We start from the raw sequence: 22,023 nt of genomic DNA on the forward strand, positions 1-22,023 counted from the left end.
AAGGAGGAGACAACGATGAGTAAATTGTCACCAAAAGTTATTATCGGACTTTTGTCACTAGCGATCAGTGCTTTTGCTATTGGTACGACGGAGTTCGTTATTGTCGGACTCCTTCAAACCGTTGCTGCTGACCTGGACATTTCCGTAACCAAAGCAGGTACACTAATCTCAGGCTACGCAGCAGCTATTGCGATTGGAACCCCCATTGTTACGACGATGACGGGGAAGTTGCCTAAAAAGGGCCTGCTCATTACATTTATGTCCATTTTTATCATTGGGAATGTCCTCTCAGGACTTTCCCAAACCTATGAGTTACTTCTCATATCACGCATAATCACAGCTGTAGCGCATGGTGTGTTCTTCGCCATTGCCTCAACCGTAGCTGCTGAACTTGTTCCAAAAGACAAGCAGGCCCAAGCCATTTCCATTATGTTCACAGGATTGACGGTTGCCACCATTATTGGTGTTCCATTCGGGACATTTGTTGGGCAGGCGGTTGGCTGGAGAGCCACATTCTACTCTGTTGCAGCTCTCGGCCTCCTTGGACTGGTCGCCAATGTTTGGGCAGTTGAGCGTATGAAGCGGCCAGCTGAATCCCCAACTCTCAGCGACGTTGGACGGCTCGTATCTAACTCAAGAATTTTACTTGCTCTACTGATGACCGCATTCGGTTTTGGAGGAACTTTCGCGCTATTTACGTACCTTTCTCCAATACTTGAAGATGTAAGTGGGTTCTCAGAAGGGGCTATATCATGGATGCTTCTCTTATACGGAATAGCCGTGGCTATTGGCAATATTGTCGGTGGTAAAGTTAGTAACAATCATCCTGTAAAGGCGTTACGATTTGTATTCTTTATCCAAATCTTCGTACTGTTGTTACAAATGGTGCTGCTTCCGAATCATTCCCTTAGCTATCTTTCTGTTTTCATTCTAGGTTTATTTGCCTTTATGTTGACCCCGGGGGTTCAGTCCTACATCCTAATGCTCGCTGAGAAGCTTGTACCAAAAGCAAAAGATGTCGCTTCTGCGATGAATATCTCTGCCTTCAATATCGGGATTGCAGGAGGATCTGCCATCGGCGGCTTTGTTGTGGAGACTATGGACTACCTTGATACAGCCTGGATTGGTGCTGTTATGGTGGCCATCGCACTCCTGTTGGCTGTGATCAATTATAGATTAGATAAAAAACAAAATTTATTCTAAAGGAGAATAGATATGAATACAAAACAACTGCAACAACTTGAGAACGAGCTTGAGTTTGAACAATTTACAAATGAACAGGCATTACAGCTTGGTATGGAACTTGTCAATTATGCCAAAGAAAATGGTAAGTCTGTGGCGGTACACATCGAGAAGAACCGTCTGCCACTTTTCACTCATTTAATGGATGGAACATCGGAAGAGAATATGAAATGGTTATACCGGAAGAAAAAAGTCGTGGATCACTATAACCATAGCACGCAATTCATTGCCGCTCGTTTTGAAGAAATGGGAACTACACACAATGAAAGTTCCTTACTTTCCGAAGAGGAATATCAGGCTGTCGGTGGTGCTCTACCCATTGCGATCAAGGGTGTAGGCACGGTCGGTTCTGTTACTGTCGCGGGACTCACTCCGCAAATGGACCATGATTATTGTGTGGCAGGTATGAAGCGATTCTTAGGAAAAGGTGAATGAGTTACCGCCATAAAAACCAGTAGGTAAACGTATAAACAAGAGTACCTATTCAATAGAAATAAACGAAACATGATACTGTTTGACAGTCCAAATCATATGATTTGGGCTGTCTGTTTTTTTATTTATTAGCTTATCTTACTTGTAATATCATACAATAATGTATTCCAAACCATAGGTGCAATGATTCATAGACTCTATTTACTTTTAATAAAAGTAAATAGAGTCTAATCCTGGACAATCCAGAGGTAATACGATGAAAACAGTGTAACCATAGATCAACGCTTAATCTCCTTATTATTCGAGGTATCACCCACTCGACCGATTATCCACTTCTTTCATTTAATGAAAAAAGATTTGTATAAATGATGAGGGACTAACTATATCCGTTAGAAAATCTTGTATAATGGGTATGAAGTATAAATCGGTGTACAAGACAAAATCCATTTCGTTTTTGAAGAGAATCTGTTTTTTTAGTGTTATGCGCCCGTTCAGTAACAATAAAGAGGAGGTGCCGGTGATTGAATATGATGAATGAAAAAGAGACCTATGACGATCTAATGAATGCCTTTAAAAATGCACAATCGATAGAGGAAACCCGTTTTTATTTTGTAGAAATCCAACAGTACTTAGATAATCTTCAATCAACCAACGAGCTGTCCATAACGAAGCGCCAATTGGAAGAGTACCAACGGTTGAGAAAGGAATTGGTTGACTCTACGTCGAAGAAGGAAGTCAGGTATTATGAAGATCAGATCCATGAATGGTTAAATAAAATACATCTCTAGACTGGTATAAGTTGTTATTGCAGACATTATTTTGCAAAATAGTATTTATTTTCTGATAATAATAGTGTACACTATTACTACGGTGTTCATTATAGTGGGATACCTGTATTTAAAAAAATAACGGACTTAAACGGAGCGGCGAGCTTGGTTGAGGATTTAGTGCATAGTAGCGTATGTTTCTAAGTTTCTTTCTACCAACTGCCGCTCTTTTTAGTCTAGGGGGAAAATTTCTTATGAATACGATACTTATTGCTGGGTGTATCGGGGGGATGACAGGCATTGTCTCTCATTTAATGAGAAATGGAAAGGTGCTGATCTTCCCTAAAAAAAGAAAACGGCCCAAGGGAATTTATTTAGGGTTCCTGGCAGATTTCCTTATCGGGGCGGCAGCTTCAGTTTTCGCCGTTACTTATATTATCCCTGAGCCTGAGGTATTAAGGTCGCTGATTGGCATTTCTATATTAGCGGGGATGACAGCGGAAAATGTATTATTAAAAAGAGAATTGAATGTGGAAAAAGCGAAAGTAGAAGGATTGGATCGGATCAATCAAAGATTAAAATAGATATTTTCTAATCCAATCCTTATTTTTTCTTCAGAGTTGATCTCCTCTGGAATCCTCCTTTTCTACCATTCCTACAAAAATGCCCCCGCTTTTATCCCATCATTACGTTAACAGTCAGGTAAGGTCATTTTTTTGTTATGCCTTGATCCAGCTCTTTCTGACTACTGAAACCGTTACTAAAACCAGTACGTGTCATGAACTGCACTATAGGAAGACTGAAAGCTCCTGTAATGGAAGGGAATTGCAGTCTAGTACATAGCCTCAGATAGAAAGCGGAATGCTGGATGACCCTTTGTTCCGCGTAAAGTAATGCAAATAGGTGAAACTTAAAAAAACGCCTGTCCGTATTTCGGACAGGCGTTTGACTCACGCTTTAGTCTTATAAGAGGTGATGTGATCCTGCAGCGTGTCGTCATTGCCGAACAGGAAGTGTTTTTCCATATCCGGGGAATACCTGGAGTTTACAGCTGTACGGCCGACGGATTCTGCTACTTCACGAAGCATGGCAGGAGAAGCTCCACAGCAGAGTCCCAGGTAGTTCACACCAATGCTGTGCGCTTCTTTGGCCCATTCCGCAAGTTCATACCTGTTCGTGTAGAGCGGGTCCAGGGACGTTGGGAACGTGGTTTCCGTTGGAAGTGTACAGGCACAGCCCCCGTCCGGCAGGTTGAAGAAGGTCGGGTGTTCTTCCGTCGTGCGGTAAGGGATGGGAAGGGCACCTACATAACCGTCCACTGTTTGACGGATCTTTTCTACATATGGCTGCATTGTCGCTGGGCCGCGGAAGCAGTTCATACCGACGACAAGCGCGCCTTTTTCTTCTAATAAGCGGCAGGCTTCTTCCACTTCATAGCCATCCCGGAGAATATTTTCCCCCATCAGACCGAATGTGATCACGGCAGGCAAATCTTGTTTTTGAATTTCCTCGAGAGCAATCAGCGCTTCTTCGTAATAATAGAAGGTCTCGCCATTCACAAAATCCACGCCTTCTTCCTTACACCAGCCGATCATCTCCCCAAACATGCTTCTTGTTTTTTCAACAGCTTCAGGATCATCAGGGTTGAACAAGTTCGTGTTGGAAATGTTCCCGGCAACAAGGGCTTCTTCCTCCGGGTGCTCCTGAGCTACTTCTTTGGCCAGGCGGATGGCCTGACGGTTAAGCGGCTCTAATAGGTCCTCTTTGCCGATGATTCTCATTTTCTCTCGGTGGCCGTTATAGGTGAAGGCCAAGACGACGTCCGAGCCTGCGAGCATAAAGTCACGGTACGTCTGTTTCAATGCCTGTGGGTTATCAAGGGCTACTTCAGGTACAAAGGAGCCGGCCTGTAAATAGCCGCGGCGCTCCAGTTCGAATAAGTATCCTTCTCCACAAATGACGGGTCCATCCTGTAATCTCTGTTCTAATGATCGTTTCATTTCATTCCACAACCTTTCCATTTTGTATGAGTCTTTTATTAGAAAGCTAGCCCCTTCTGACAGGGACACGCTGACTTTCTGCCTTGCATGAGCTGACATTGGTTCAACTCTGTTCAGAAATCATTTTCTTCAAAAAAATAAAGGACCTCCTTGGATAAGGGGTCCTTTGTGTATAAAGAGTCTCCTTATCTTCAAGGTAGAACAACTACCTTCTGGATTTAGCACCGTGCCAATGGCTGGTTGCTGAGGTATCAAAGGGCCAGTCCCTACACCTCTCTGGATAAGTTTCATAATTATGTAGTTTTAGGAAAAGCAGTTGGACACGTCGTAAAGCGTATCCTCAAATCAAAAGTGGAGTTTATCATTTCGCTTGCGATTTACAATACAGGAAAATGAAAGAAGAATCAATGGAATTTTCAGAAAAAGTTTCGGGATTCTGTTTAAAAGTACCTGAGCTCTTTCCACAAAAAAAGAAACTTATGGTAATCTTGGTTTGAAGACTTAAACAGGTCCTACCTTTTATGAGCCCGCAATTGAACGAAAGAACCGTTCCCTTACCTATGGTTTAATCCCTCAACCATACCAGTCAAGCTTAAGAGATTGATGAATGGCATGAGAGAAATATACTGAAGTATAAAAGCGCTTGTTTCATTACCAACCTTGTCATGCCTGGATACCAGTGATGATGGCACGAACGTTCCTTTTTTTATCAAAAAATCGGCGGACTAATAAAAATATCTAAGTTGAATAAGTAGGGCAAGTAAGTGACTAGGGGGAGAGAAAATGGATCTATCTATTCGAAGAGCCGAGGAGAGCGATTATGAGTCATTGCTGCCTCTATTTAGGCAGGTTCATGAATTCCACGTTCGTGTAAGACCGGATTTGTACAAAGAGAATGCAACTCCAGTCGAGAGAGAGTTCTTTGAAAGCCAGGTGATGGATAACAAACAGCACATGTTTGTGGCTATCTTAAGCAATGAGATCGTGGGAGTTGTAGTGACTAAGGAAGAGGAAACACCTGAGAATTCTTTTGTCAAAGCGAGAAAGGTTTTATCTATCCATAGTTTATGCGTTTCTGAAATGCATAGAAACAAGGGGATTGGAAAAAAACTAGTTGCCCACGTTTTTGATTTCGGACGTAGCCTCAAGGTCGATCGTGTTGAACTGGGAGTATCTGAGGAAAATACTGCTGCCATAGAATTTTATCGGTCTATGGGGATGACAACAAAGAGTAGAAAAATGGAGATGAAATTCAACTTAGCTTAATCGTTGTTCCATTTCCATTAACCAGAAAGTGAGGGATATTATGATTAACCCCCGTGCTTTACAAGAGGGGGATCGGGTAGCAGTGATTGCACCGGCGGGACCTCCGGATCGGGAGCAATTAAGCCAGGGGATACGTGTGTTGGAAAAAATGGATCTTGAAGTCATCATTGGACGCCATGTGTTCCAAACCGATGAAGAGCATGCAACGGTCGATCAAAAGCGACTTGCTGATTTACATGAGGCCTTTAACGACCCTGCAATCCGCGGAATTTTTTGCACCAATGGAGGGTTCGGCACAGCGAAGCTTGCACCTATGATTGATTACGAAAAGATAAAAAGTAACCCTAAAATATTCTGGGGATACAGTGATTTAACGTACCTGCTTCATGCTATTTACAATTTCAGTGGTCTGGTGACTTTCCACGGGCCTATGGTGGCCTCTGATCTTAATGATGAACAGCGAACAAAAGAGACAGTATCATCGTTTTCATCTCTGTTTACAGGCGAGATGATGACCTATGATTCTAACCGATCAACTCTCAACACGCTCGCCCATGGTACGGGAGAGGGACGTTTAGTGGGAGGGAATTTAACACTCCTCACCAACGGTTTGGGCACGCCTTACCAAGTGGACACAGCTGGCGCCATCTTACTACTTGAGGAAGTTGCAGAACCACCGTTTCTTATCGATTTGAAGCTTACTCATCTTAAACAAGCGGGTGTCTTCAATGACGTTCAAGGTGTCGTATTAGGGAATTTCCAGGTGGAAACAGAAGAAGAAACGGAGTTGAAAAAAGTGCTTCACCGTTTCTTCGCCGGTTCTCCATTTCCTGTTGTTGAGAACTTTCACTTTGGTCATTGCCAGCCGAATTATGGTGTACCGTTTGGGGTAAACGCGAAGCTCACGACGTCGCCGCCTCGATTGGTCGTTGATTCAGGAGTGAACTATTGATTTCGAACAACAATCTATATGTTGAAAAAGTTATGTAACGTAACAATTGGAGGTTGGAATGAAATTGGATTTATTCAAACAATCAATAGATATGGCCGCTCTGTATGAAGAGAACCCAAAGGTTAAAGCCATTCTACTTGCTGGTTCTGTGTCTAAAAACCTAGATGATGAACATTCAGATATTGAATTACATATTTTATGGTCCAATCCCCCGACGGATCATGAGCGGAAATCTCCCATTGAGCAAATAGGTGGCACCATTCTGTCTTATCATCCTTATGAAGATGAAGAATGGTCGGAAGCCTACTTAACCCGGGACGGCGTTAAATTTGAAATCAGCAGCTTTTTGGTTGAATCAGTAGAACGCTTCATTTCCGATGTGGTGGATGAACACGATACCGATTATGACAAACAATGTATAGTAGCTTCCATCCATGATGGTGTAAGTCTCTGCGGGGAAGGAAAAATCACTGAATGGAAGAACAGGTTGGCTGTCTATCCTTTCGAACTTTCAGCACGGATGATTGCAGAAAATCTATGGCTGGGGAATCGCTGGAATAACCGGGAAGCTCTCTTGAAACGTCAGGACTGGTTGATGCTCTATGATGTCCTGTGTGGAGTGCAGAAGAAATTGTTCGGCGTTTTGTTTGGCCTGAATCGTATGTATGTCCACCACCCTGTCTTTAAATGGATGGAAAATAATATCGAACGGATGGAAATCAAACCGGAAAATCTCCATGCTCGCATGAACAAAACATGGATAGGGGACCCGGCAAGCGGTGTGAAAGAGTTAGAAGGTTTAATTGAAGAGGTTATGGAATTGGTTAAGGAATACCATCCTGGTTTGGACATTAGCGAACAGAAGAGAAATATAGAATATGTTAAATGATTGGAACTTCAAAGGGTTGATTGTAACTTTCTCCAACCCAGATCAATCAAACCTCAGAGATTGACGGTATGAAAGCTTTCTTTTATCGGAAATGCAGTAAAAGTATGTGGCGGACTTAAGCGATCAGGAGGAGGAGTAAGAATGATCCGTGAACTTAATAAAGCAGAATTCTATAAATGCGGAAAGTTAACAAACGATGATGGACATTTAGAAGTTCAAGCGGTCATAGAAGGGAATAATCCAGGTCGGATTTTTGTAGATGATACCGATGCTCCTCAAACAGGACTGATCTGGCTGGGGAACCATGATGGTTTCTTCTTTATTGGAGATGAAGGAAATGAGCCATTTAATGACCATATCAACGGTTTTATAGAAGAAGTCATATTTCCTGAAGCAAAGAAGCTGAATGTACGTAATTTTATAGCCATCGGTCATCATCCCGGATGGGAGAAGACGATTGAGAAGGTCTTTGGTCATCGTGACATGGAGAAATCAAATCAGAATGTCTATAAGTTGGAAAAAACCTCAGGCGATCAATCAAAAGGAACCTGCGATTAAACAAGAATACATAACATTTAAAGTCACCAAAGATGTTTTTGACAATCAGGATCATTATCTGGAAAATATAGGTTTTTTACACTCGAAAATATTAGAATTCTGGCCTTCTCCCATGGAATTTTTTCAAAAAGGGACGGGGTACGGTATTCTCTACCAAAACAAGATTGTCAGCTTATGTTTTTCTGGATTTGTAGCTGGACATGTGCACGGATTGGATATAGAAACCATAGAAGAGCATCAGGGGAATAAATTAGGTCAGAAGGCAGCCCATTGGGTTGTGAAAGAATGTGAAAGGAAAGGATGGATTCCATACTGGGATTGTGAAGCGAGTAATACGCCTTCCAATAAAATTGCAGAAAATGTCGGGTTGGAACTTTATTTGAAGTACAACGTGTACATCTTTCCAATTGATGCCTCGTGATGGACTATTGATGGAATCCTGGTTTCTTTTCGGCGGAATTAGTAGCGGTTTATTTTTTGGATGCCCCTCCCCTGGTCATGAGGTTGAAATGAAATTTACGCATAATCTATCGTGGGTCCTTTTTCAAAACGTTGTTTTTGTCAGAATATTTTGAGATGATTGAATGAGCACCATCAACTGTCGACGGAGGTGGACGATTTGGAAAACCTTTCTTACCCAGTCGGGAAGACGAGAGAAACTCATGCAAAGCCTATGAATGTATGGCGATTCTTTGCATGGGGTCATATTCGTTGATATCGTCATAAGATTATTCATTTGGCTTTGCCCCTTATTATTTATTGATCATAAAAATAAGGAGCTGGCGAAAAATGAAATATGTGAATGCCAAAGATGCTTTACCGATAGAGTTGTTGAAAGAAGTACAAAAATATATACAAGGGGAGACCCTTTATGTGCCCAAATCCGGGAATACCCGTGAAAAGTGGGGGGCACGCACTGGTATTAGAAGAGAATTATCGGAACGGAATAGAAAGATAAAAGAAGACTACGCAGATGGAAAGTCCATAGAAGCCATTGCAGGAAATTACCATCTCTCAGTTGAAACCATTAAAAAAATCATCTATTCCAGAAGAGAGATTACCTGATCAGGTAATCTCTTTTAGATGGTTTCATTCTAAATTAAACTCGTCCTATCAATTGCGCTTGTGCCCCTTTATGATGAAAACAAGATCATGATGAGGGGGAAGGGTTATGGGGAAAGACATGATAAAGCTATTAGAGGACGATCGGGTTTATTTAAGGCCGTTGGAGCAGGAGGATCTCGATTTATTTTATACAAAAGCTCTCTGGGATCGAGAAGGGAGAAGGCTGACGGGCACCCAAACGGTGTTTAGTCGTAACGGTGTCCAAAATTGGTTCGATCGGATATCGATGGATGATTCCAGGATCGATCTGGTCATCTGTTTACAAGACACTGATCGACTGATTGGCGATATCGCTATGCTGGACATCGATTATCAAAACAGAAAATCTGTGATCAGAATTTCAATTTTTGATCAAAAGTATTGGGGCCATGGGTACGGTACGGAGTCCATCTCCTTATTCGTACGTTATGGGTTTGAGATGTTGAATATGAACCGGATCGGGTTGGATGTATTTTCGTTCAATGATAGAGCCTTGAAATGCTATAAAAATTTAGGGTTTCAAGAAGAAGGCAGGTTGAGGGATGATTTATTCTACGATGGGAAATATCATGACTCTATCTTAATGAGTATCCTGAAGCGGGAATTTTATGAGGCTCCTTGACGGATTTCTTTTGCAGATTCTTATTGTTATTCGGTGACACATAGGAAAACATTGAGCCTGGGGAGCGATGTGTACCCACCTATATTCGGATAAGGAACTGACTTAGTAGATACATAAGAAGCAATAGACCGATTCCGATTGCGCCGTATCCTAAACGTTTACGTTCCGACATGTGTTCCCCTTTAGTCGCTTTCCAATCGGGGAAAAAAAGCCGATCACCCGGCTGCCTATGATTCCGATCGTGATTAAAACAACAGCTAGAACTTCCATAAGAAAGACTCCTTTTTACCATACTAATTTCCTTCTATTTGCTATGTAAAACAAAAAGGAGAAGAGCGCTTGTTCTGATCATCGAAAAAGGAGATGGAGAGAGTGGATGCCAAGATTCGTGAAGTAGCAGAAGAAGAAGGTTTTTCAGGAACGGTTGTCGTTAAAAAAGGAGAAGAAGTGGTCTATTCCAATGGGTTTGGTTACAGAAACGTTGCCGAAAAACTTTCTAATCACAAGGATACCAGGTTCGGAATCGCTTCAGGAAGCAAGTTGTTCACAGCGGTAGCCATCGCTCAGCTCGTTGAACAGAATCGTTTCGCATACGATACACCTGTCCATCAGTTGTTGCAACAAAAACTATCTTGTATCGATGAACGCGTAACCATTCATCATTTGTTGACCCACACGTCAGGGATGCCTGATTATTTTGATGAAGCGGTGATGGACGACTTCTCGGAACTTTGGGAAGAAACGCCGATGTATAAGATGGAGAATCTCGATGATTTCGTACCGATGTTCAGAGAAGAAGAGAAGATGTTCAACCCTGGTGAAAGATTTCACTACAATAATGCAGGATTCATCGTTTTAGGTTTAGTCGTTGAAGCAGTCGCAAACAAGCCTTTTACAACCTACGTGTCAGAAAACATCTTCAAAGCTGCAGGTATGCAAAAATCTGGTTATTACCGTTTGGATCAGCTGCCGGAAAACACTGCGTTCGGATACATAGAACAGGAAGGTTCTCTAAAGACGAATGTGTATTCTGTGCCGGTCGTCGGTGGAGCAGACGGTGGCGCTTTCGTGACCGCTCCGGATATGATTGGGTTTTGGGATGCGTTGTTGAGTGGGAAGCTTGTTGGTGAAAGACATGTAGACCGCCTGGTAACGAAACACGTAAAAGTCAAAGACGGCATTTCATACGGGTATGGCCTTTGGCTCGATGATGTGGACGAAGAGACGGTTTATCATGCCATGGGGTATGATCCGGGTGTCAGTTTTCATTCATGTGTTTATCCGAAAGGTCAATGGAAAGTAACGGTTCTTTCCAATAATGGCTCAGGAGCTTTTCCGATCGTCAAAGCGTTCGAGGAACTTTTTATAAAATAAATAAAGTGGAGGGGAGACCTCCACTTTATTCTGTATTGAAGTTTTGAGTTCCGAAGTCTGTAATTTCGGTCGTCACTTCCACCTTGAACGTTATGTCAGGAAAGATCTCACGCCATTCTTTTTCGTGTTTTTCCCAATACTCTGGTTCGTGAATTTGAACCCAGTTGGACACATTAAGAAAATCAATCCGGTATTCCTGTTGGGCGAGCTTCAGCACTCGTTCCACTTTTCCCTGGGTGACTTTGTTGGAAGCATCCTCAATCGCTTTTTTCCATCCTTTATTATAAACGTCTCTCCCCGTTCCCCAATCTTCAGCTAATGTCGTGGATGTCGCGATTTTAAACGTCATCTCCAGATGATCTCCGGTCACTTTGGTCTTGAATTTTGTTTTCGAACCTTTGATTTCCAGAATAATCGGCCCATCCTCAACTTTTTCTTCATCCAGATAAATAAATCCGCCTTGGACCGTATTGTGGATATATCGGACGCCTTCCATATCCTCGACATTGATCCAGCCTACATATTTCGAACTCTCCGCTTCAATGATTCCTGCACCTGAGGATTTGATTGTCCCTTCATTCAACGTAATCCCAGGGATCAAAAAGCTTTTGTTTTCAGAAATAAGCTGGGACATATCCCCGATAGATAAGTTCGTCGGGTTTTGATTGTTTTTATTGAAGTTTTCACTAAGGGACTTGATTTGTATGGACGGAAAAAGTTCCTTCGCAGGATCCGTACTTAGAATATCTAAGACAGGATCCTTCGTTAGAAAAACAGGCGTCGTCCTTCTGAACTCATGGTCACGGATGAATAAGTCGATCACCTGGTCGGCGCGTTCTTTTTCAAACAAGGCCGTTGAAGTAAGGATCGACTTCAGGTGTGTGTAATTGGGCGGTCGGTTGCTTTCCAATGAATTGTTTCGGATGATTTCAAAGAATGTTTTTCCTGATTGGGAAATGTTCTGGTAAGGAGCCGTTTGCTGCTGGGCACTGCTTTGCTGGGTCGGGATTCTTGCAGGAACCACGTACTGGTTGATCATCGTCAGTTCATCCTTATCTTCGTTGACATCCAGCCCCATGCCCGTGACAATTCCGACATCCTCGATTTCTTTGATATCCCAGCATCCGGTCAACAATAAAAGCATCAGGAAACCTGAGAAAAAGACTTTACGTGGCATACGTGTTCCCCCTAATCAAGGAAACGATCAATAGAAGAGCGGGGAGCACGACGATGGCTGCAACGGATATCAACTGAATATGAGTCGAGTAGTGGAAGACTTCCGTCAAGCCTTCCGGATATAGAGTCAATGCCAGGATCAATACCCCAGCGACCGGCAGGAACCAATGGCTGGGTTTGAAGATATTTTTCAACCCCAATGTCAATGCATACATATAAGCGGTGAAGGAAGTGAAAGCCGTCGTCAACCATCCGAAGAGAAAGATCAACTCGAACCGCTCGAAAAAGAAGCCTTGAAATTCGATGCTTTTTGCCATTTCGATCGTCGGAAAGGTGATTTCTTTTAGTTCTTCTACTCCGAGTACTCCAATTGAAATGATGTGGAAGACGACATAGATGAGGGCGGTCAGACCGATACTCGTCCACATCGTAAACAATAGGTGTTTGGCTTTTTTCTTTTTGATCAATTTGGAGAAGATCAGGAGAAGCTCCATGCCTAAAAAAGAGAAGAAGGTGATTTGTGCTCCGCTGATCGTCGTCCATATATTGTTTTGCAGAACGGGTCGAACGTTATTGAAGTCAAGGTTTTTAATACTCAATAGGCAAAGCACGATGAACATCACCATCATGATCGGAAAATAAAGCTGGAAAAAACGGACGATGTCACCTGCTCCATTGTAGATCAAATACATACTGACGAGCATGAAAGAGCCTACCACGGCATACAAAGGCGTCGTATCCAGCAGGTAGTTTTTTATGATTCCACCGGTCACTCTTAATATATAAGCTGCAACGATCAGGCTGTACACAACAAAGTAAAGATTGAAAAGAAAGCCTAGGTATTTTCCCATGATCGTTGAACTCATTTCGAAAAAAGTCAGGCCGGGATAACGCACAGCGAGTGCTACATAAATGCAGGAAACCACGCTTACGGCCACCGCCCCGAAAATGATGCTCAGCCATAAGTCTTGAGAGTCTACGATATTGGCTAGGTCGCGCGGCATGAGGATGATGCCGATCCCGATCATCGAAGATATGAATACGATGACAAGCTGCAGCATAGTCAGTTGTTTCAAATCACTCAATGCGTCCGCCTCCTTTTTTCAACTTGAACCGGATCAAGGAATCTTTCCATCGTTTCACGTAAAAAGGTGCAAAAGGCTCTAAGTACGGAACAGAAAAACTTTGCAGATGAACAAGGTGGATGCTGACGACAAACACAGCCAATATCAATCCATATATCCCCAGGAAGGCGGCAGCGAAAAGCATGATGAAACTAATGGTTCTCAGTGCCAAACTTAACGCATAATCAGCAATTGTGAAGGAACAGATGGCCGCAAAGGAAACGACGATGACCATCAAAGGGCTGACGATTCCAGCTGTAACAGCCGCTTCACCAAGGACAATCGCTCCCACAATACTGACGGCAGGTCCGATCGGCTTTGGTAATCGGATCCCAGCTTCCCTCAAGGTTTCAATGGTTAGCTGCATAATCAGCGCTTCCATGAACGAAGGAATCGGTACACCTTCCCTGGTTTTTGCAATCGAAATAGCCAGATCGGTAGGGATTAGACCATGTTGATAAGAGATCAAAGATATATAGATCGAAGGAAGCATGACTGAAAATAAAGCAGCCATGTATCTCATCAGCCGGATGAGTGAAGCCGGGATCCATTTGAAGTTGTAGTCGTCGGCCTGCTGAAATAGACTGTTCAATGTTGTCGGAGCCAGCAGTACAGAAGGAGAACCCTCTACGAAAATCGCTACTTTGCCTTCCACAAGAGCGCTGGATACTTTCGTCGGCCTTTCTGTTTCCTGGATTTCTGGAAACAAGGAATAGTTGTTCTTTTCAATCAGTTGTTCCATCACCCCACCATCCGGAATGTAATCCTCCTGGACGGCATTGATCCTTGCCCGTACGTCTTTCAACAGTTCTTCATTGACCGTACGATCGACATACGCGATGGATACATTGGTGAAGGAGCGGGTGCCGACAGTGAACTCCTCAAATTTTAAATCCGTGGAGCGCAGGTGAACACGCAGAAGAGCGATGTTTTGTTCGAGTGATTCGATAAATCCATCACGAGATCCACGCAGTGTCATCTCTGATACAGGTTCCTGGATGGACCGGTACGCAAATTGTGCAGTGTCGAGCGCATAAACGGTTTGTTGTTCGATCAACAGAGTGAAACCGTCAAGCAGGTATCGATCGACGTCGTTTTTTTTCTCTAATTGCAGCAAAGGTTCTGCGGAAAAAGCATGAGGAAGAGGTTTTTCTTTGTGGTTCCATTCTTGTAATGGAAGAAGGATTGCATCCTGAACTTGATTGATATCCGTGATGGCAGGTATGTAAATGACGTGGACAGGGTGATCTTCAAGCTCCAGTTTTTTGATGGTCACATGGTGATTTTTCTGTTTTTCGCGAAGGATTTGTTCGATGTTCAACGTTTGATCCATGTGCTCACCTCGAATCCCGACAGTTTTTTATAGTATGCACCGTTATTTTTAATTTACACGAACGTAATCATGTTCATAAACGAGGTGTTCCACCCTGCATCTAATGGATGTTATTTCATTACATGGATTTTGGTTGGATATCACAAAATAAAGGGGAAGGGAGGTCTTTAGAAATGGGTAAAAAAGCGAAAAACAAAAGTAAGAAAGACCTGAATGCGCTTCGTCGTGAAAAAGGGGAGAAGAACGGTACGGGCAAACAGGATCCTTACCGTTAAGGATGATAAAAACGCCTGCTTCCAATGGGAAGCAGGCGTTCCTTTTTTATACCGTTTGTGGTCGTTGTTCGATCGTATCGTTCAGCTTACTGAACTTATTCTTGATGACAGATGTATCGGCAAAAAGATCATGGATCCCTTGGTGTCGCTTTGTGAAGGCGACGACTAAATAGGGGATGCCGAGAATCGCCATGCTGATGTAACGGCCGATGCACTCACGGAAAATGATCTGACCATTCGATAACGATTCTCCTTTTAAAGAAACGACAGATAATCCCAGTATCATTTTTCCTAACGTCGCACGGAAAAATTTCGTCATCAGTATGAAGTAAGCAAAAAAGATGATCGATGTCGTAATATTCGCTGCGCTGAACATAGGTACCCAAAGCTCTGCGTCTTCCAGGTTCAAAAGTCGCAGCAAAGGCCGGGTCACAATGCTATTGACGCTCCAAATGACGATCAAGTCGATGATGTAGGCGAGGAATCTCGAACCGAATCCTGCGTACAGCAGTTTTTGGAGGTCGTTTTTCTGATGATGGATCAACGATGATAGCTGCCCATCGTTTTCGTTATGATTGGTGTAATCCATACCGTTCCCTCCTTAATCTGTGTACATATACATCATGCGTGGTCCTTGACGCTTGTTCATCAATTCTTCGATGTAGCGGATTTCACTGTTCGGCATCAAGCTTTCAGCAAGCGGCAGGTTGAAGAAGGACCCCATTGTATTTTTGTATTGGAACACCTGCGGGTCGCCACCGATTTCTTTTTTCAATGCTTTCAACGTGTCTTCACGGAATCCGATGTCGTCCACCAGTCCGTTCTCCACGGCCTGCTTCCCAGAGTAGATTCGGCCGTCCGCCAATTCTTTCACACGGCTTTCAGGCATTTCACGTCCCTCTACAATGACATCGACGAACTGCTGATAGGATTCATCGACAAGCGTTTGGAGAATCTCTCTGTCCGCTTCGGTCATTTCCTTGGTAGGGCTCATGATATCTTTGAACTCACCACTTTTGATGGTATTGAATTTCACGCCATATTCATTGGCGAGTTCCTGATAATTGATGCTTTGCATGATGACACCCAAAGAACCAGTGAACGTATCGTTACTCGCAAAAATACGGTCAGCAGGGGCAGAAACATAATACCCGCCCGAAGCGGCCATATTCCCCATGGACACGTAAATCGTCTTGCCTGCTTCTTTTATTTCAAGCAGTTTGTCATGGATTTCAGCACTTTCATATACGCCGCCACCTGGTGAATTGACATACAGGTGAATGCCTTTAATGGAGGCATCTTTTTTGATCGCTTCTAACTTTTTCATAAAGCGGTCATGCTGATAGCCGCCACCCCCGAAAGGATTCGGGTTCGTACTCGGGTTGTCGATGATGGCCCCTTCCAGGTTTAACTCCACAATCCGTTTGCTTCCACTTCCCCGTTCAACGACTTTTTCTTCTAAATTTTCACTGCTTGCAAAAAGTCCCATCGCCTCATTCTCCGCTTCTTCCCCAGTGAAAACCGTTCCGATCAGCTGGACGACGAGAGCGAGAATCAAAATCGTTGCCGCAATGATACTTGCTGTTATTCTTTTGCTCATATGTAAACTCCTTTCCATCTGTTGTTCAGAATTCAACCATACCATAAGGATATGTCCAAATGATACGAAATGAACCTGCAAGTGTTTCTGAACACCTTTATTACGATTCAAGATTTATAAGGTTTCATAATTGGTGAATTTTTAAGTTCTTTTTATTTTTTGAGGAGACGTTCTCTGGGTCATAAAAGTTAAGCGGGAAATTTTAAGCATAGTTGCCTGAAGGAACGGGTAGAGAAGGGGAGGAGGGATGGGACATTGAGTCAAAATAAGTTGAGAGTCATCATCATTGCCATTATTGTTGTATTTTTAATCGGACTTGTTGGATTATCCATACGAATGGCTCTTCAGCCGGAGGTCATGGACGGAAAAAGGACGGAAGAGATTTCCGTCCTTTAGTCCGGGTTCACGTGGACGAGTTGGAACCTCTCGCAAACAAGATCCATATCTTCGCTGTATTCATATCCGATTTCATCCGCTTCCTTTTTGAAAAACTTCTTATGGACCTCTAACCAGTGGTCATAAGATAGATCTCCTTCCCCTTCTGCTCTCGCAAACTCTGCGGTTACTTCATGAAAAGGGACAACTTCCACATCTGTCGTTCGGATGATGGCTGCAGGTTCATCTTCTCCATTGAGGATGATGTTATATTCACCGACTTCAGGGAGCGCTTCATTTTCAACCTCATAAGCTTGACGAGCCGAGCATGTGGCTGTCTTAATCCCGTCCATAACCAATCTTGCCATACGATCAGGGGCGGTTCCGAATGACCATGCCTTTACGCTCACCGGTTTTTCTTTTCCTTTCCAATAGCGGTCCCAATACGCTTTTGCCTGTTCGTTCATTGGTAAACACTCCTTTTCCAAACATGGATGGACTTTACGTTTACTCTCATTATGGGATGTTATAATGAATTCCATGCATTTTTCCATTTCAGGAAGGGAGTCGTTCCATGTATCTGGCCAGACCACCGCGTTGGGTTGCACCTTTCTTTGCGCCAATAATCATAGCGGACATACGGGAGCAGGAAATCACCATAGTCACGATTTTGATTTTTGCTCTGATTCTGCTTATCCTTGGTCTTTCTTATCAGTTAAAAGTGGATCAAATGATCGAATACCACGTGTGTATTTTTAAAGTCAGGGTTTTCGGGTATCGATTACACCCCGGAGACATACATAAGATTGTTTTCAAGGATGCTGGCTGGGGCACGCCGGCCGCATCTGTACAAAAGAAAAAAGGGTTTCCTATTCGTGTTGTTAATTTTGATTCCGTAAAAGTCTTCGCCGATCTTGAATGTTTCGCCGAGTGTAAACATATCAAAGTGGAAGAGCGAAGATATTTCAGAACCGTATATGACAGGAAAAGGAGTAAAGAAAAGCAAGGCGCCTAATAATGAAAAAGAGGAGAATATTCATGAAAAAATGGCTGGTGGCAGCAGGGTTCACCTCTCTTATCGTCGCTGTTGGAGTTGTGACCCTAGTGCTGACAGGAGAGAACGTGGCTGTGGGGGCAAGTAAGGTTTATGAAGGTGGGGATGTTTCTGTGGAAATCCGTTCATTGAAAGGCCGGTATGAAATCGATACATATTCCATTGAGTCGGAGAGGAATATCTCCATTCCGTACACTTCTTCCATTGAACAAGGGAATGTGACGCTTGAAATTAGGAGAGACGGCGAAGAATTCTTTTCTACATCCTTGCCACAAAACGATGAAAGTGAGTTAAAGCTGCATATGGGAGAGGGGGCTTATACTTTTTCTCTTGAGACAGAACAGGCGGAGGAAATTGAATTGACACTGAAGCTTTCGGGCCAATAAAAGCGAATTTCCATATTATTGACGGTTATATTAAGATTCATTTACATCTCTTCGACAATCCGCCTGTACCGGTGTATTTTCCATTAGAATAGTGCATGCAACACGTAACATACATCAAAGGAGATACCAACGATGAACGTTGAACAGATATTGCAACTACTCAATCAAAAAACGAAAATGAATATAGATCCTCAGTCGCTCATCACCGGTGTCACAGACGACTCGCGTAACGTTGAGGACGGATTTGTCTTCGTAGCCGTAAGGGGCTATCAAGTCGACGGCCATGACTTCATTGAAGAAGCGGTCGGAAAAGGTGCGTCTGTTATTGTCAGCGAAGAAAAAGTGGAGCACGACGGAGTGTTATGTCTTCAGACTGAAAACAGCAGGAAAGCCCTAGGACAGATTGCGACTGCTTATTATGGGAATCCTTCAGAGGATAAAATCGTGATCGGTGTAACAGGGACGAACGGGAAAACGACGACCTCCCATATGATTAAACACCTTTGCGAAAAGAACGGCTATTCATGCGGGATGTTCGGAACCATCGATTATATGGTCAATGACAAAGTCGTTCCCGGTATTCAGACCACACCGAGCGCACCATTGCTGCAAAAGCTCCTCTTTGAAAGCGAGGATGATGTGGTCGTGATGGAGGTCTCCTCCCATGGACTGGCTCAGTATCGCCTGGAGGGCGTTCAGTTCGATTATGCGGTATTTACCAATTTATATAAAGATCACTTGGATTACCATGACTCGATGGAATCGTATTTTGAAGCGAAATCGAAACTTTTCCATATGTTGAAACCCGAAGGGAAGTCTGTCATCAACACGGATGATCCATGGGGTGAAAAACTGGCACACCTTTTAGAAGAACAAGGATCGTCCATTTGTAAAGTCGGCCACCACCTGGAAAATGAAATGGTTTTGAAGGATATTGATACGGATGATTTCACAGCCTCCATTCAATACGGGGGAGAAGTCCGGAAAGTGACTTCCCCGCTCAAAGGTACGCATAACGTCTACAATACTTTGGAGGCGTATGCAGTCGGTCTTAAGCTCGGACTTTCATTCGCTGATATGGAAAAGGCGATGACTTCCTTATCAGGAATCCGCGGCCGCTTCGAGCTCTTCAATTTTGAAGAAGGGCCGACCGTCGTCATCGATTATGCCCACACGGCAGACAGTATTGAACACGTCCTCGATACAGCAAGACAACAAGGGGCTGGGTCACTGACGCATGTGTTCGGTTTCCGCGGGGACAGGGACGTATCAAAAAGAGGGGAAATGATCGGTGCATCCGCTTTACGAGCCGATCAATACATCCTCACGCTTGATGACTTGAACTCAGCTACGTTTGATGACATGGTGGCCACGCTTGAAGACCTCCAGAAAGAGTTCGGCGACTCGTCGGGCAGGATGATCCCTGACCGGACGCTTGCCATCGAAGAGGCGATCGTGAACAGTGGAGCTGGAGATTGGGTGGTCATTACGGGTAAAGGCCATGAGAGCTATCAGCAGCAATATCATTATCCTGTGAATTCGGACAAGGAAATGGTAGATGAGATGAAACGGAAGTTTAAGTCAATAAAGAAAAATGTCCTGGCATGAACCTGTTTGTTAAAGCAGGTTCTTTTTTTGTGCTTCTACACAATCAATGCCATAGAAACATTTTGAAACGAGACCTAGATCCACATTTTATCATCCCTTGAACTCTATGAAGGAACTCAGGACTCTTCTAGAGAAAAGTACTAAGGACAAAGAAAAAGGAGATGAGTAGATGGGGAAAGAAGTATTAATCGTCATTGATGTACAAAAGGCCGTCATGGAAAACACGTATCAGTGCAAAGAGAAAATCAACAATATGAATCGAGCGATCCACCGGGCGAGAGAAAAGCAGATTCCGGTCGTCTACGTTCAACATGAATACCCTGAGGGTCCAATGGAGCGCGGAGCGGAAGGTTGGCAGCTGCATCCTGATTTGGAGAAGCCGTTGGAGCAGGATGCTGTGATCTTCAAAACGGTTCCGAACGCTTTTGTAAACACATCCCTTAAGAAGACTCTTGATAGAGTTGAAGCCGATCACCTCTTCATCTGCGGGGCGCAGACGGATTATTGTGTTGACTCTACCTCCCGGGGAGCTTTTGATCATGGTTATCACGTAACATTAATTTCAGATGCTCATACCACTTGTTCGAACGAGCATTTAACTGCTGCTCAGATCATTGAGCACACACAGCATACGTTAACGAACTTTTGGAGTGAAACGGCAGCAATTGATTTGAAGTCTTCCCATGAGCTTGGATGGGAGAAAGTGAAGTAAACAAAAAAGGTCACCGTTTTCGACGATGCCCTTTTTTGAGTGATTAAGAGGATGAAGGAAAGGTGATCGTAGATTCGTCTTTTATTCTGAAAGGAGTGAGCTGGTCCTATGAGGAAGGGAAATTCAATCATTGCTCAGCTGAACATAGATCATCCAATCATCCAAGCCGGCATGGCAGGTGGGGTGACCACTCCTGCACTTGTCTCATCCGTTTCAAATGCAGGAGGATTAGGGAATTTAGGGGCAGGTTACATGACCCCAGAGGCTATGGTACATACCCTTACGGAAATCAAACAATTCACGAGTCGGACCTTTGGTGTGAACATTTTTGTCCCTCAATACCCACAGGCGACAGAGGAAGAAATAGCCTACGCGAACAAGTGGTTGGAACCATATCGTGCCGAGCTGGGAATCCTACAAGATCCTGCACCGAAGCAGGACCTTTCTCTTTTTGAAAAACAAATCGAAGGACTGCTGAGTGAACAAGTTCCCGTCGTGAGTTTCACATTCGGGGTGCCTCCACGCGAAGTGATCAAGGATTTGAAAAAAGAAGGGGTCGTTGTGATCGGGACGGCTACCACGGTGGATGAAGCGATCATCAATGAGGAGTATGGCATGGATATGGTCGTCGCACAAGGAAGTGAAGCGGGCGGGCATAGAGGGACTTTTTCCAGAGCTTTCGATGACTCCATGATTGGAACGATGTCGCTCGTTCCTCAAGTGGTGGATCACGTGAAGATTCCCGTCATTGCGGCAGGAGGAATTATGGATGGCCGTGGGGTTAGGGCCTCACTCGCCTTGGGAGCTCAAGCCGCCCAGCTTGGAACGGCCTTTGTCACTTGTCAGGAGAGTGGTGCGAAAACTCAACATAAAGAGGCGATTTTGAATACAAAGGAAACGGACACCGTGGTTACTTCTGTTTTCAGCGGTAAACCAGCAAGAGGTATTCGGAATTCTTTTATCGAGAAAATGGAAAAAGGGGAAGGTCGTCACCTTTTACCATATCCTCTACAAAATATGCTGACGAAAGAGATTCGTAAGGAAGCAGCCAGCCAAAACCGCCCTGAATATATGTCACTTTGGTCAGGTCAGAGCCCACGATTAAGCACCAGCCAATCTGCTTCCTTCATTGTAGCGTCAATTGTTTTTGACCTGGAAAATGAATAGAAGTAAC

At 43.7% G+C, this 22,023-nt stretch carries 25 protein-coding genes and 1 riboswitch; of the genes, 18 read left to right on the plus strand and 7 right to left on the minus strand.

The annotated features are described in order from the left end of the window. Positions 1-15: 15 nt before the first annotated feature. The 4 genes from ACQ4XT_RS14450 to ACQ4XT_RS14465 all read left to right on the plus strand — a co-directional run bounded on the left by ACQ4XT_RS14450 (position 16) and on the right by ACQ4XT_RS14465 (position 3,025). A complete protein-coding gene (locus tag ACQ4XT_RS14450) occupies positions 16-1,203 on the plus strand; it encodes an MFS transporter (protein ID WP_446854289.1) in 1,188 nt (395 codons plus the stop codon). A gap of 12 nt (positions 1,204-1,215) precedes the next feature. Continuing rightward, positions 1,216-1,677: a heme-binding protein gene (locus ACQ4XT_RS14455; RefSeq protein WP_446854290.1), complete on the plus strand. Its 462-nt coding sequence runs from the start codon at positions 1,216-1,218 to the stop codon at positions 1,675-1,677. Positions 1,678-2,195: 518 nt separating this feature from the next. Continuing rightward, positions 2,196-2,462 carry a hypothetical protein gene (locus ACQ4XT_RS14460; RefSeq protein ID WP_446854291.1) on the plus strand — a complete coding sequence of 89 codons (267 nt, stop codon included), beginning with the start codon at positions 2,196-2,198 and terminating at the stop codon, positions 2,460-2,462. Between the two features lie 233 nt (positions 2,463-2,695). Then, on the plus strand, positions 2,696-3,025 hold the full coding sequence (locus ACQ4XT_RS14465; RefSeq protein WP_446854292.1) for a DUF4257 domain-containing protein: 330 nt from the start codon (positions 2,696-2,698) through the stop codon (positions 3,023-3,025). 366 nt (positions 3,026-3,391) lie between these two features. Here the strand turns inward: ACQ4XT_RS14465 and ACQ4XT_RS14470 are convergent, their stop codons facing one another. Continuing rightward, on the minus strand, positions 3,392-4,441 hold the full coding sequence (locus tag ACQ4XT_RS14470; RefSeq protein ID WP_446855688.1) for a homocysteine S-methyltransferase family protein: 1,050 nt from the start codon (positions 4,439-4,441) through the stop codon (positions 3,392-3,394). A gap of 182 nt (positions 4,442-4,623) precedes the next feature. Then, positions 4,624-4,728, minus strand: a riboswitch (SAM riboswitch). Between the two features lie 496 nt (positions 4,729-5,224). Between ACQ4XT_RS14470 and ACQ4XT_RS14475 the strand changes: the two genes are divergently transcribed. From ACQ4XT_RS14475 to ACQ4XT_RS14510, 8 genes are all read left to right on the plus strand, one after another. Next, on the plus strand, positions 5,225-5,707 hold the full coding sequence (locus ACQ4XT_RS14475; protein WP_446854293.1) for a GNAT family N-acetyltransferase: 483 nt from the start codon (positions 5,225-5,227) through the stop codon (positions 5,705-5,707). Positions 5,708-5,747: 40 nt separating this feature from the next. Beyond that, the gene (locus ACQ4XT_RS14480) at positions 5,748-6,659 is read left to right on the plus strand and encodes a S66 peptidase family protein (protein ID WP_446854294.1); all 912 of its coding nucleotides are present in this window, start codon (positions 5,748-5,750) and stop codon (positions 6,657-6,659) included. 64 nt (positions 6,660-6,723) lie between these two features. Next, the gene (locus ACQ4XT_RS14485) at positions 6,724-7,548 is read left to right on the plus strand and encodes a DUF4037 domain-containing protein (RefSeq protein WP_446855690.1); all 825 of its coding nucleotides are present in this window, start codon (positions 6,724-6,726) and stop codon (positions 7,546-7,548) included. A 141-nt stretch (positions 7,549-7,689) separates the two neighbouring features. Beyond that, entirely contained in the window at positions 7,690-8,106 is a 417-nt protein-coding gene (locus ACQ4XT_RS14490; RefSeq protein ID WP_446854295.1) for a GNAT family N-acetyltransferase, read from the plus strand. Continuing rightward, positions 8,051-8,527, plus strand: a complete 477-nt coding sequence (locus tag ACQ4XT_RS14495) for a GNAT family N-acetyltransferase (protein WP_446854296.1) — start codon at positions 8,051-8,053, stop codon at positions 8,525-8,527. Before ACQ4XT_RS14490 ends, ACQ4XT_RS14495 begins: the two co-directional genes overlap by 56 nt. Before the next feature lie 368 nt (positions 8,528-8,895). Then, positions 8,896-9,171 carry a CD3324 family protein gene (locus ACQ4XT_RS14500; protein WP_446854297.1) on the plus strand — a complete coding sequence of 92 codons (276 nt, stop codon included), beginning with the start codon at positions 8,896-8,898 and terminating at the stop codon, positions 9,169-9,171. 106 nt (positions 9,172-9,277) lie between these two features. Continuing rightward, the gene (locus ACQ4XT_RS14505; RefSeq protein ID WP_446854298.1) at positions 9,278-9,832 is read left to right on the plus strand and encodes a GNAT family N-acetyltransferase; all 555 of its coding nucleotides are present in this window, start codon (positions 9,278-9,280) and stop codon (positions 9,830-9,832) included. A 363-nt stretch (positions 9,833-10,195) separates the two neighbouring features. Continuing rightward, positions 10,196-11,206, plus strand: a complete 1,011-nt coding sequence (locus ACQ4XT_RS14510) for a serine hydrolase domain-containing protein (RefSeq protein WP_446854299.1) — start codon at positions 10,196-10,198, stop codon at positions 11,204-11,206. Positions 11,207-11,231: 25 nt separating this feature from the next. Here the strand turns inward: ACQ4XT_RS14510 and ACQ4XT_RS14515 are convergent, their stop codons facing one another. The 5 genes from ACQ4XT_RS14515 to sppA all read right to left on the minus strand — a co-directional run bounded on the left by ACQ4XT_RS14515 (position 11,232) and on the right by sppA (position 16,714). Beyond that, positions 11,232-12,383, minus strand: coding sequence for a Ger(x)C family spore germination protein (locus ACQ4XT_RS14515; protein WP_446854300.1), 1,152 nt, complete (start codon positions 12,381-12,383; stop codon positions 11,232-11,234). Further along, positions 12,373-13,467 (minus strand): GerAB/ArcD/ProY family transporter, encoded by a 1,095-nt coding sequence (locus ACQ4XT_RS14520; RefSeq protein WP_446854301.1) that lies wholly within the window; start codon positions 13,465-13,467, stop codon positions 12,373-12,375. The genes ACQ4XT_RS14515 and ACQ4XT_RS14520 overlap by 11 nt, the downstream gene beginning before the upstream one ends. Further along, the gene (locus ACQ4XT_RS14525; protein WP_446854302.1) at positions 13,460-14,839 is read right to left on the minus strand and encodes a spore germination protein; all 1,380 of its coding nucleotides are present in this window, start codon (positions 14,837-14,839) and stop codon (positions 13,460-13,462) included. Before ACQ4XT_RS14525 ends, ACQ4XT_RS14520 begins: the two co-directional genes overlap by 8 nt. Positions 14,840-15,160: 321 nt before the next feature. Further along, positions 15,161-15,703, minus strand: a complete 543-nt coding sequence (locus ACQ4XT_RS14530; RefSeq protein WP_446854303.1) for an RDD family protein — start codon at positions 15,701-15,703, stop codon at positions 15,161-15,163. A 12-nt stretch (positions 15,704-15,715) separates the two neighbouring features. Next, positions 15,716-16,714 (minus strand): signal peptide peptidase SppA, encoded by a 999-nt coding sequence (sppA, locus tag ACQ4XT_RS14535; protein WP_446854304.1) that lies wholly within the window; start codon positions 16,712-16,714, stop codon positions 15,716-15,718. A 255-nt stretch (positions 16,715-16,969) separates the two neighbouring features. Here sppA and ACQ4XT_RS14540 point away from each other — a divergent pair, with 255 nt between their 5' ends. Next, a complete protein-coding gene (locus ACQ4XT_RS14540; protein ID WP_446854305.1) occupies positions 16,970-17,110 on the plus strand; it encodes a hypothetical protein in 141 nt (46 codons plus the stop codon). Here ACQ4XT_RS14540 and ACQ4XT_RS14545 read toward each other — a convergent pair. Continuing rightward, positions 17,107-17,556, minus strand: a complete 450-nt coding sequence (locus tag ACQ4XT_RS14545) for an ASCH domain-containing protein (RefSeq protein ID WP_446854306.1) — start codon at positions 17,554-17,556, stop codon at positions 17,107-17,109. The genes ACQ4XT_RS14540 and ACQ4XT_RS14545 overlap by 4 nt on opposite strands. 107 nt (positions 17,557-17,663) lie before the next feature. On the opposite strand from ACQ4XT_RS14545, the gene ACQ4XT_RS14550 reads away from it, so the two are divergent. From ACQ4XT_RS14550 to ACQ4XT_RS14570, 5 genes are all read left to right on the plus strand, one after another. Continuing rightward, a complete protein-coding gene (locus ACQ4XT_RS14550) occupies positions 17,664-18,104 on the plus strand; it encodes a hypothetical protein (protein ID WP_446854307.1) in 441 nt (146 codons plus the stop codon). Between the two features lie 23 nt (positions 18,105-18,127). Further along, complete coding sequence (locus ACQ4XT_RS14555; RefSeq protein WP_446854308.1) at positions 18,128-18,529, plus strand: hypothetical protein; 402 nt, start codon at positions 18,128-18,130, stop codon at positions 18,527-18,529. Positions 18,530-18,661: 132 nt separating this feature from the next. Continuing rightward, positions 18,662-20,137, plus strand: a complete 1,476-nt coding sequence (locus ACQ4XT_RS14560; RefSeq protein ID WP_446854309.1) for a UDP-N-acetylmuramoyl-L-alanyl-D-glutamate--2,6-diaminopimelate ligase — start codon at positions 18,662-18,664, stop codon at positions 20,135-20,137. Between the two features lie 169 nt (positions 20,138-20,306). After that, positions 20,307-20,849 carry a cysteine hydrolase family protein gene (locus ACQ4XT_RS14565; protein ID WP_446854310.1) on the plus strand — a complete coding sequence of 181 codons (543 nt, stop codon included), beginning with the start codon at positions 20,307-20,309 and terminating at the stop codon, positions 20,847-20,849. Between the two features lie 108 nt (positions 20,850-20,957). After that, positions 20,958-22,016, plus strand: coding sequence for an NAD(P)H-dependent flavin oxidoreductase (locus tag ACQ4XT_RS14570; protein WP_446854311.1), 1,059 nt, complete (start codon positions 20,958-20,960; stop codon positions 22,014-22,016). Positions 22,017-22,023: the final 7 nt, after the last annotated feature.

It is taken from the genome of Halobacillus sp. 12SKB (assembly GCF_052941655.1).

Coding starts and splice junctions, on each gene's coding strand:
- ACQ4XT_RS14450 (WP_446854289.1), top strand. CDS start 16: ATGAGTAAATTGTCACCAAAAGTTATTATCGGACTTTTGTCACTAGCG.
- ACQ4XT_RS14455 (WP_446854290.1), top strand. CDS start 1,216: ATGAATACAAAACAACTGCAACAACTTGAGAACGAGCTTGAGTTTGAA.
- ACQ4XT_RS14465 (WP_446854292.1), top strand. CDS start 2,696: ATGAATACGATACTTATTGCTGGGTGTATCGGGGGGATGACAGGCATT.
- ACQ4XT_RS14470 (WP_446855688.1), bottom strand. CDS start 4,441: ATGAAACGATCATTAGAACAGAGATTACAGGATGGACCCGTCATTTGT.
- ACQ4XT_RS14475 (WP_446854293.1), top strand. CDS start 5,225: ATGGATCTATCTATTCGAAGAGCCGAGGAGAGCGATTATGAGTCATTG.
- ACQ4XT_RS14480 (WP_446854294.1), top strand. CDS start 5,748: ATGATTAACCCCCGTGCTTTACAAGAGGGGGATCGGGTAGCAGTGATT.
- ACQ4XT_RS14490 (WP_446854295.1), top strand. CDS start 7,690: ATGATCCGTGAACTTAATAAAGCAGAATTCTATAAATGCGGAAAGTTA.
- ACQ4XT_RS14495 (WP_446854296.1), top strand. CDS start 8,051: ATGTCTATAAGTTGGAAAAAACCTCAGGCGATCAATCAAAAGGAACCT.
- ACQ4XT_RS14500 (WP_446854297.1), top strand. CDS start 8,896: ATGAAATATGTGAATGCCAAAGATGCTTTACCGATAGAGTTGTTGAAA.
- ACQ4XT_RS14505 (WP_446854298.1), top strand. CDS start 9,278: ATGGGGAAAGACATGATAAAGCTATTAGAGGACGATCGGGTTTATTTA.
- ACQ4XT_RS14510 (WP_446854299.1), top strand. CDS start 10,196: ATGGAGAGAGTGGATGCCAAGATTCGTGAAGTAGCAGAAGAAGAAGGT.
- ACQ4XT_RS14515 (WP_446854300.1), bottom strand. CDS start 12,383: ATGCCACGTAAAGTCTTTTTCTCAGGTTTCCTGATGCTTTTATTGTTG.
- ACQ4XT_RS14525 (WP_446854302.1), bottom strand. CDS start 14,839: ATGGATCAAACGTTGAACATCGAACAAATCCTTCGCGAAAAACAGAAA.
- ACQ4XT_RS14530 (WP_446854303.1), bottom strand. CDS start 15,703: ATGGATTACACCAATCATAACGAAAACGATGGGCAGCTATCATCGTTG.
- sppA (WP_446854304.1), bottom strand. CDS start 16,714: ATGAGCAAAAGAATAACAGCAAGTATCATTGCGGCAACGATTTTGATT.
- ACQ4XT_RS14545 (WP_446854306.1), bottom strand. CDS start 17,556: ATGAACGAACAGGCAAAAGCGTATTGGGACCGCTATTGGAAAGGAAAA.
- ACQ4XT_RS14550 (WP_446854307.1), top strand. CDS start 17,664: ATGTATCTGGCCAGACCACCGCGTTGGGTTGCACCTTTCTTTGCGCCA.
- ACQ4XT_RS14555 (WP_446854308.1), top strand. CDS start 18,128: ATGAAAAAATGGCTGGTGGCAGCAGGGTTCACCTCTCTTATCGTCGCT.
- ACQ4XT_RS14560 (WP_446854309.1), top strand. CDS start 18,662: ATGAACGTTGAACAGATATTGCAACTACTCAATCAAAAAACGAAAATG.
- ACQ4XT_RS14565 (WP_446854310.1), top strand. CDS start 20,307: ATGGGGAAAGAAGTATTAATCGTCATTGATGTACAAAAGGCCGTCATG.
- ACQ4XT_RS14570 (WP_446854311.1), top strand. CDS start 20,958: ATGAGGAAGGGAAATTCAATCATTGCTCAGCTGAACATAGATCATCCA.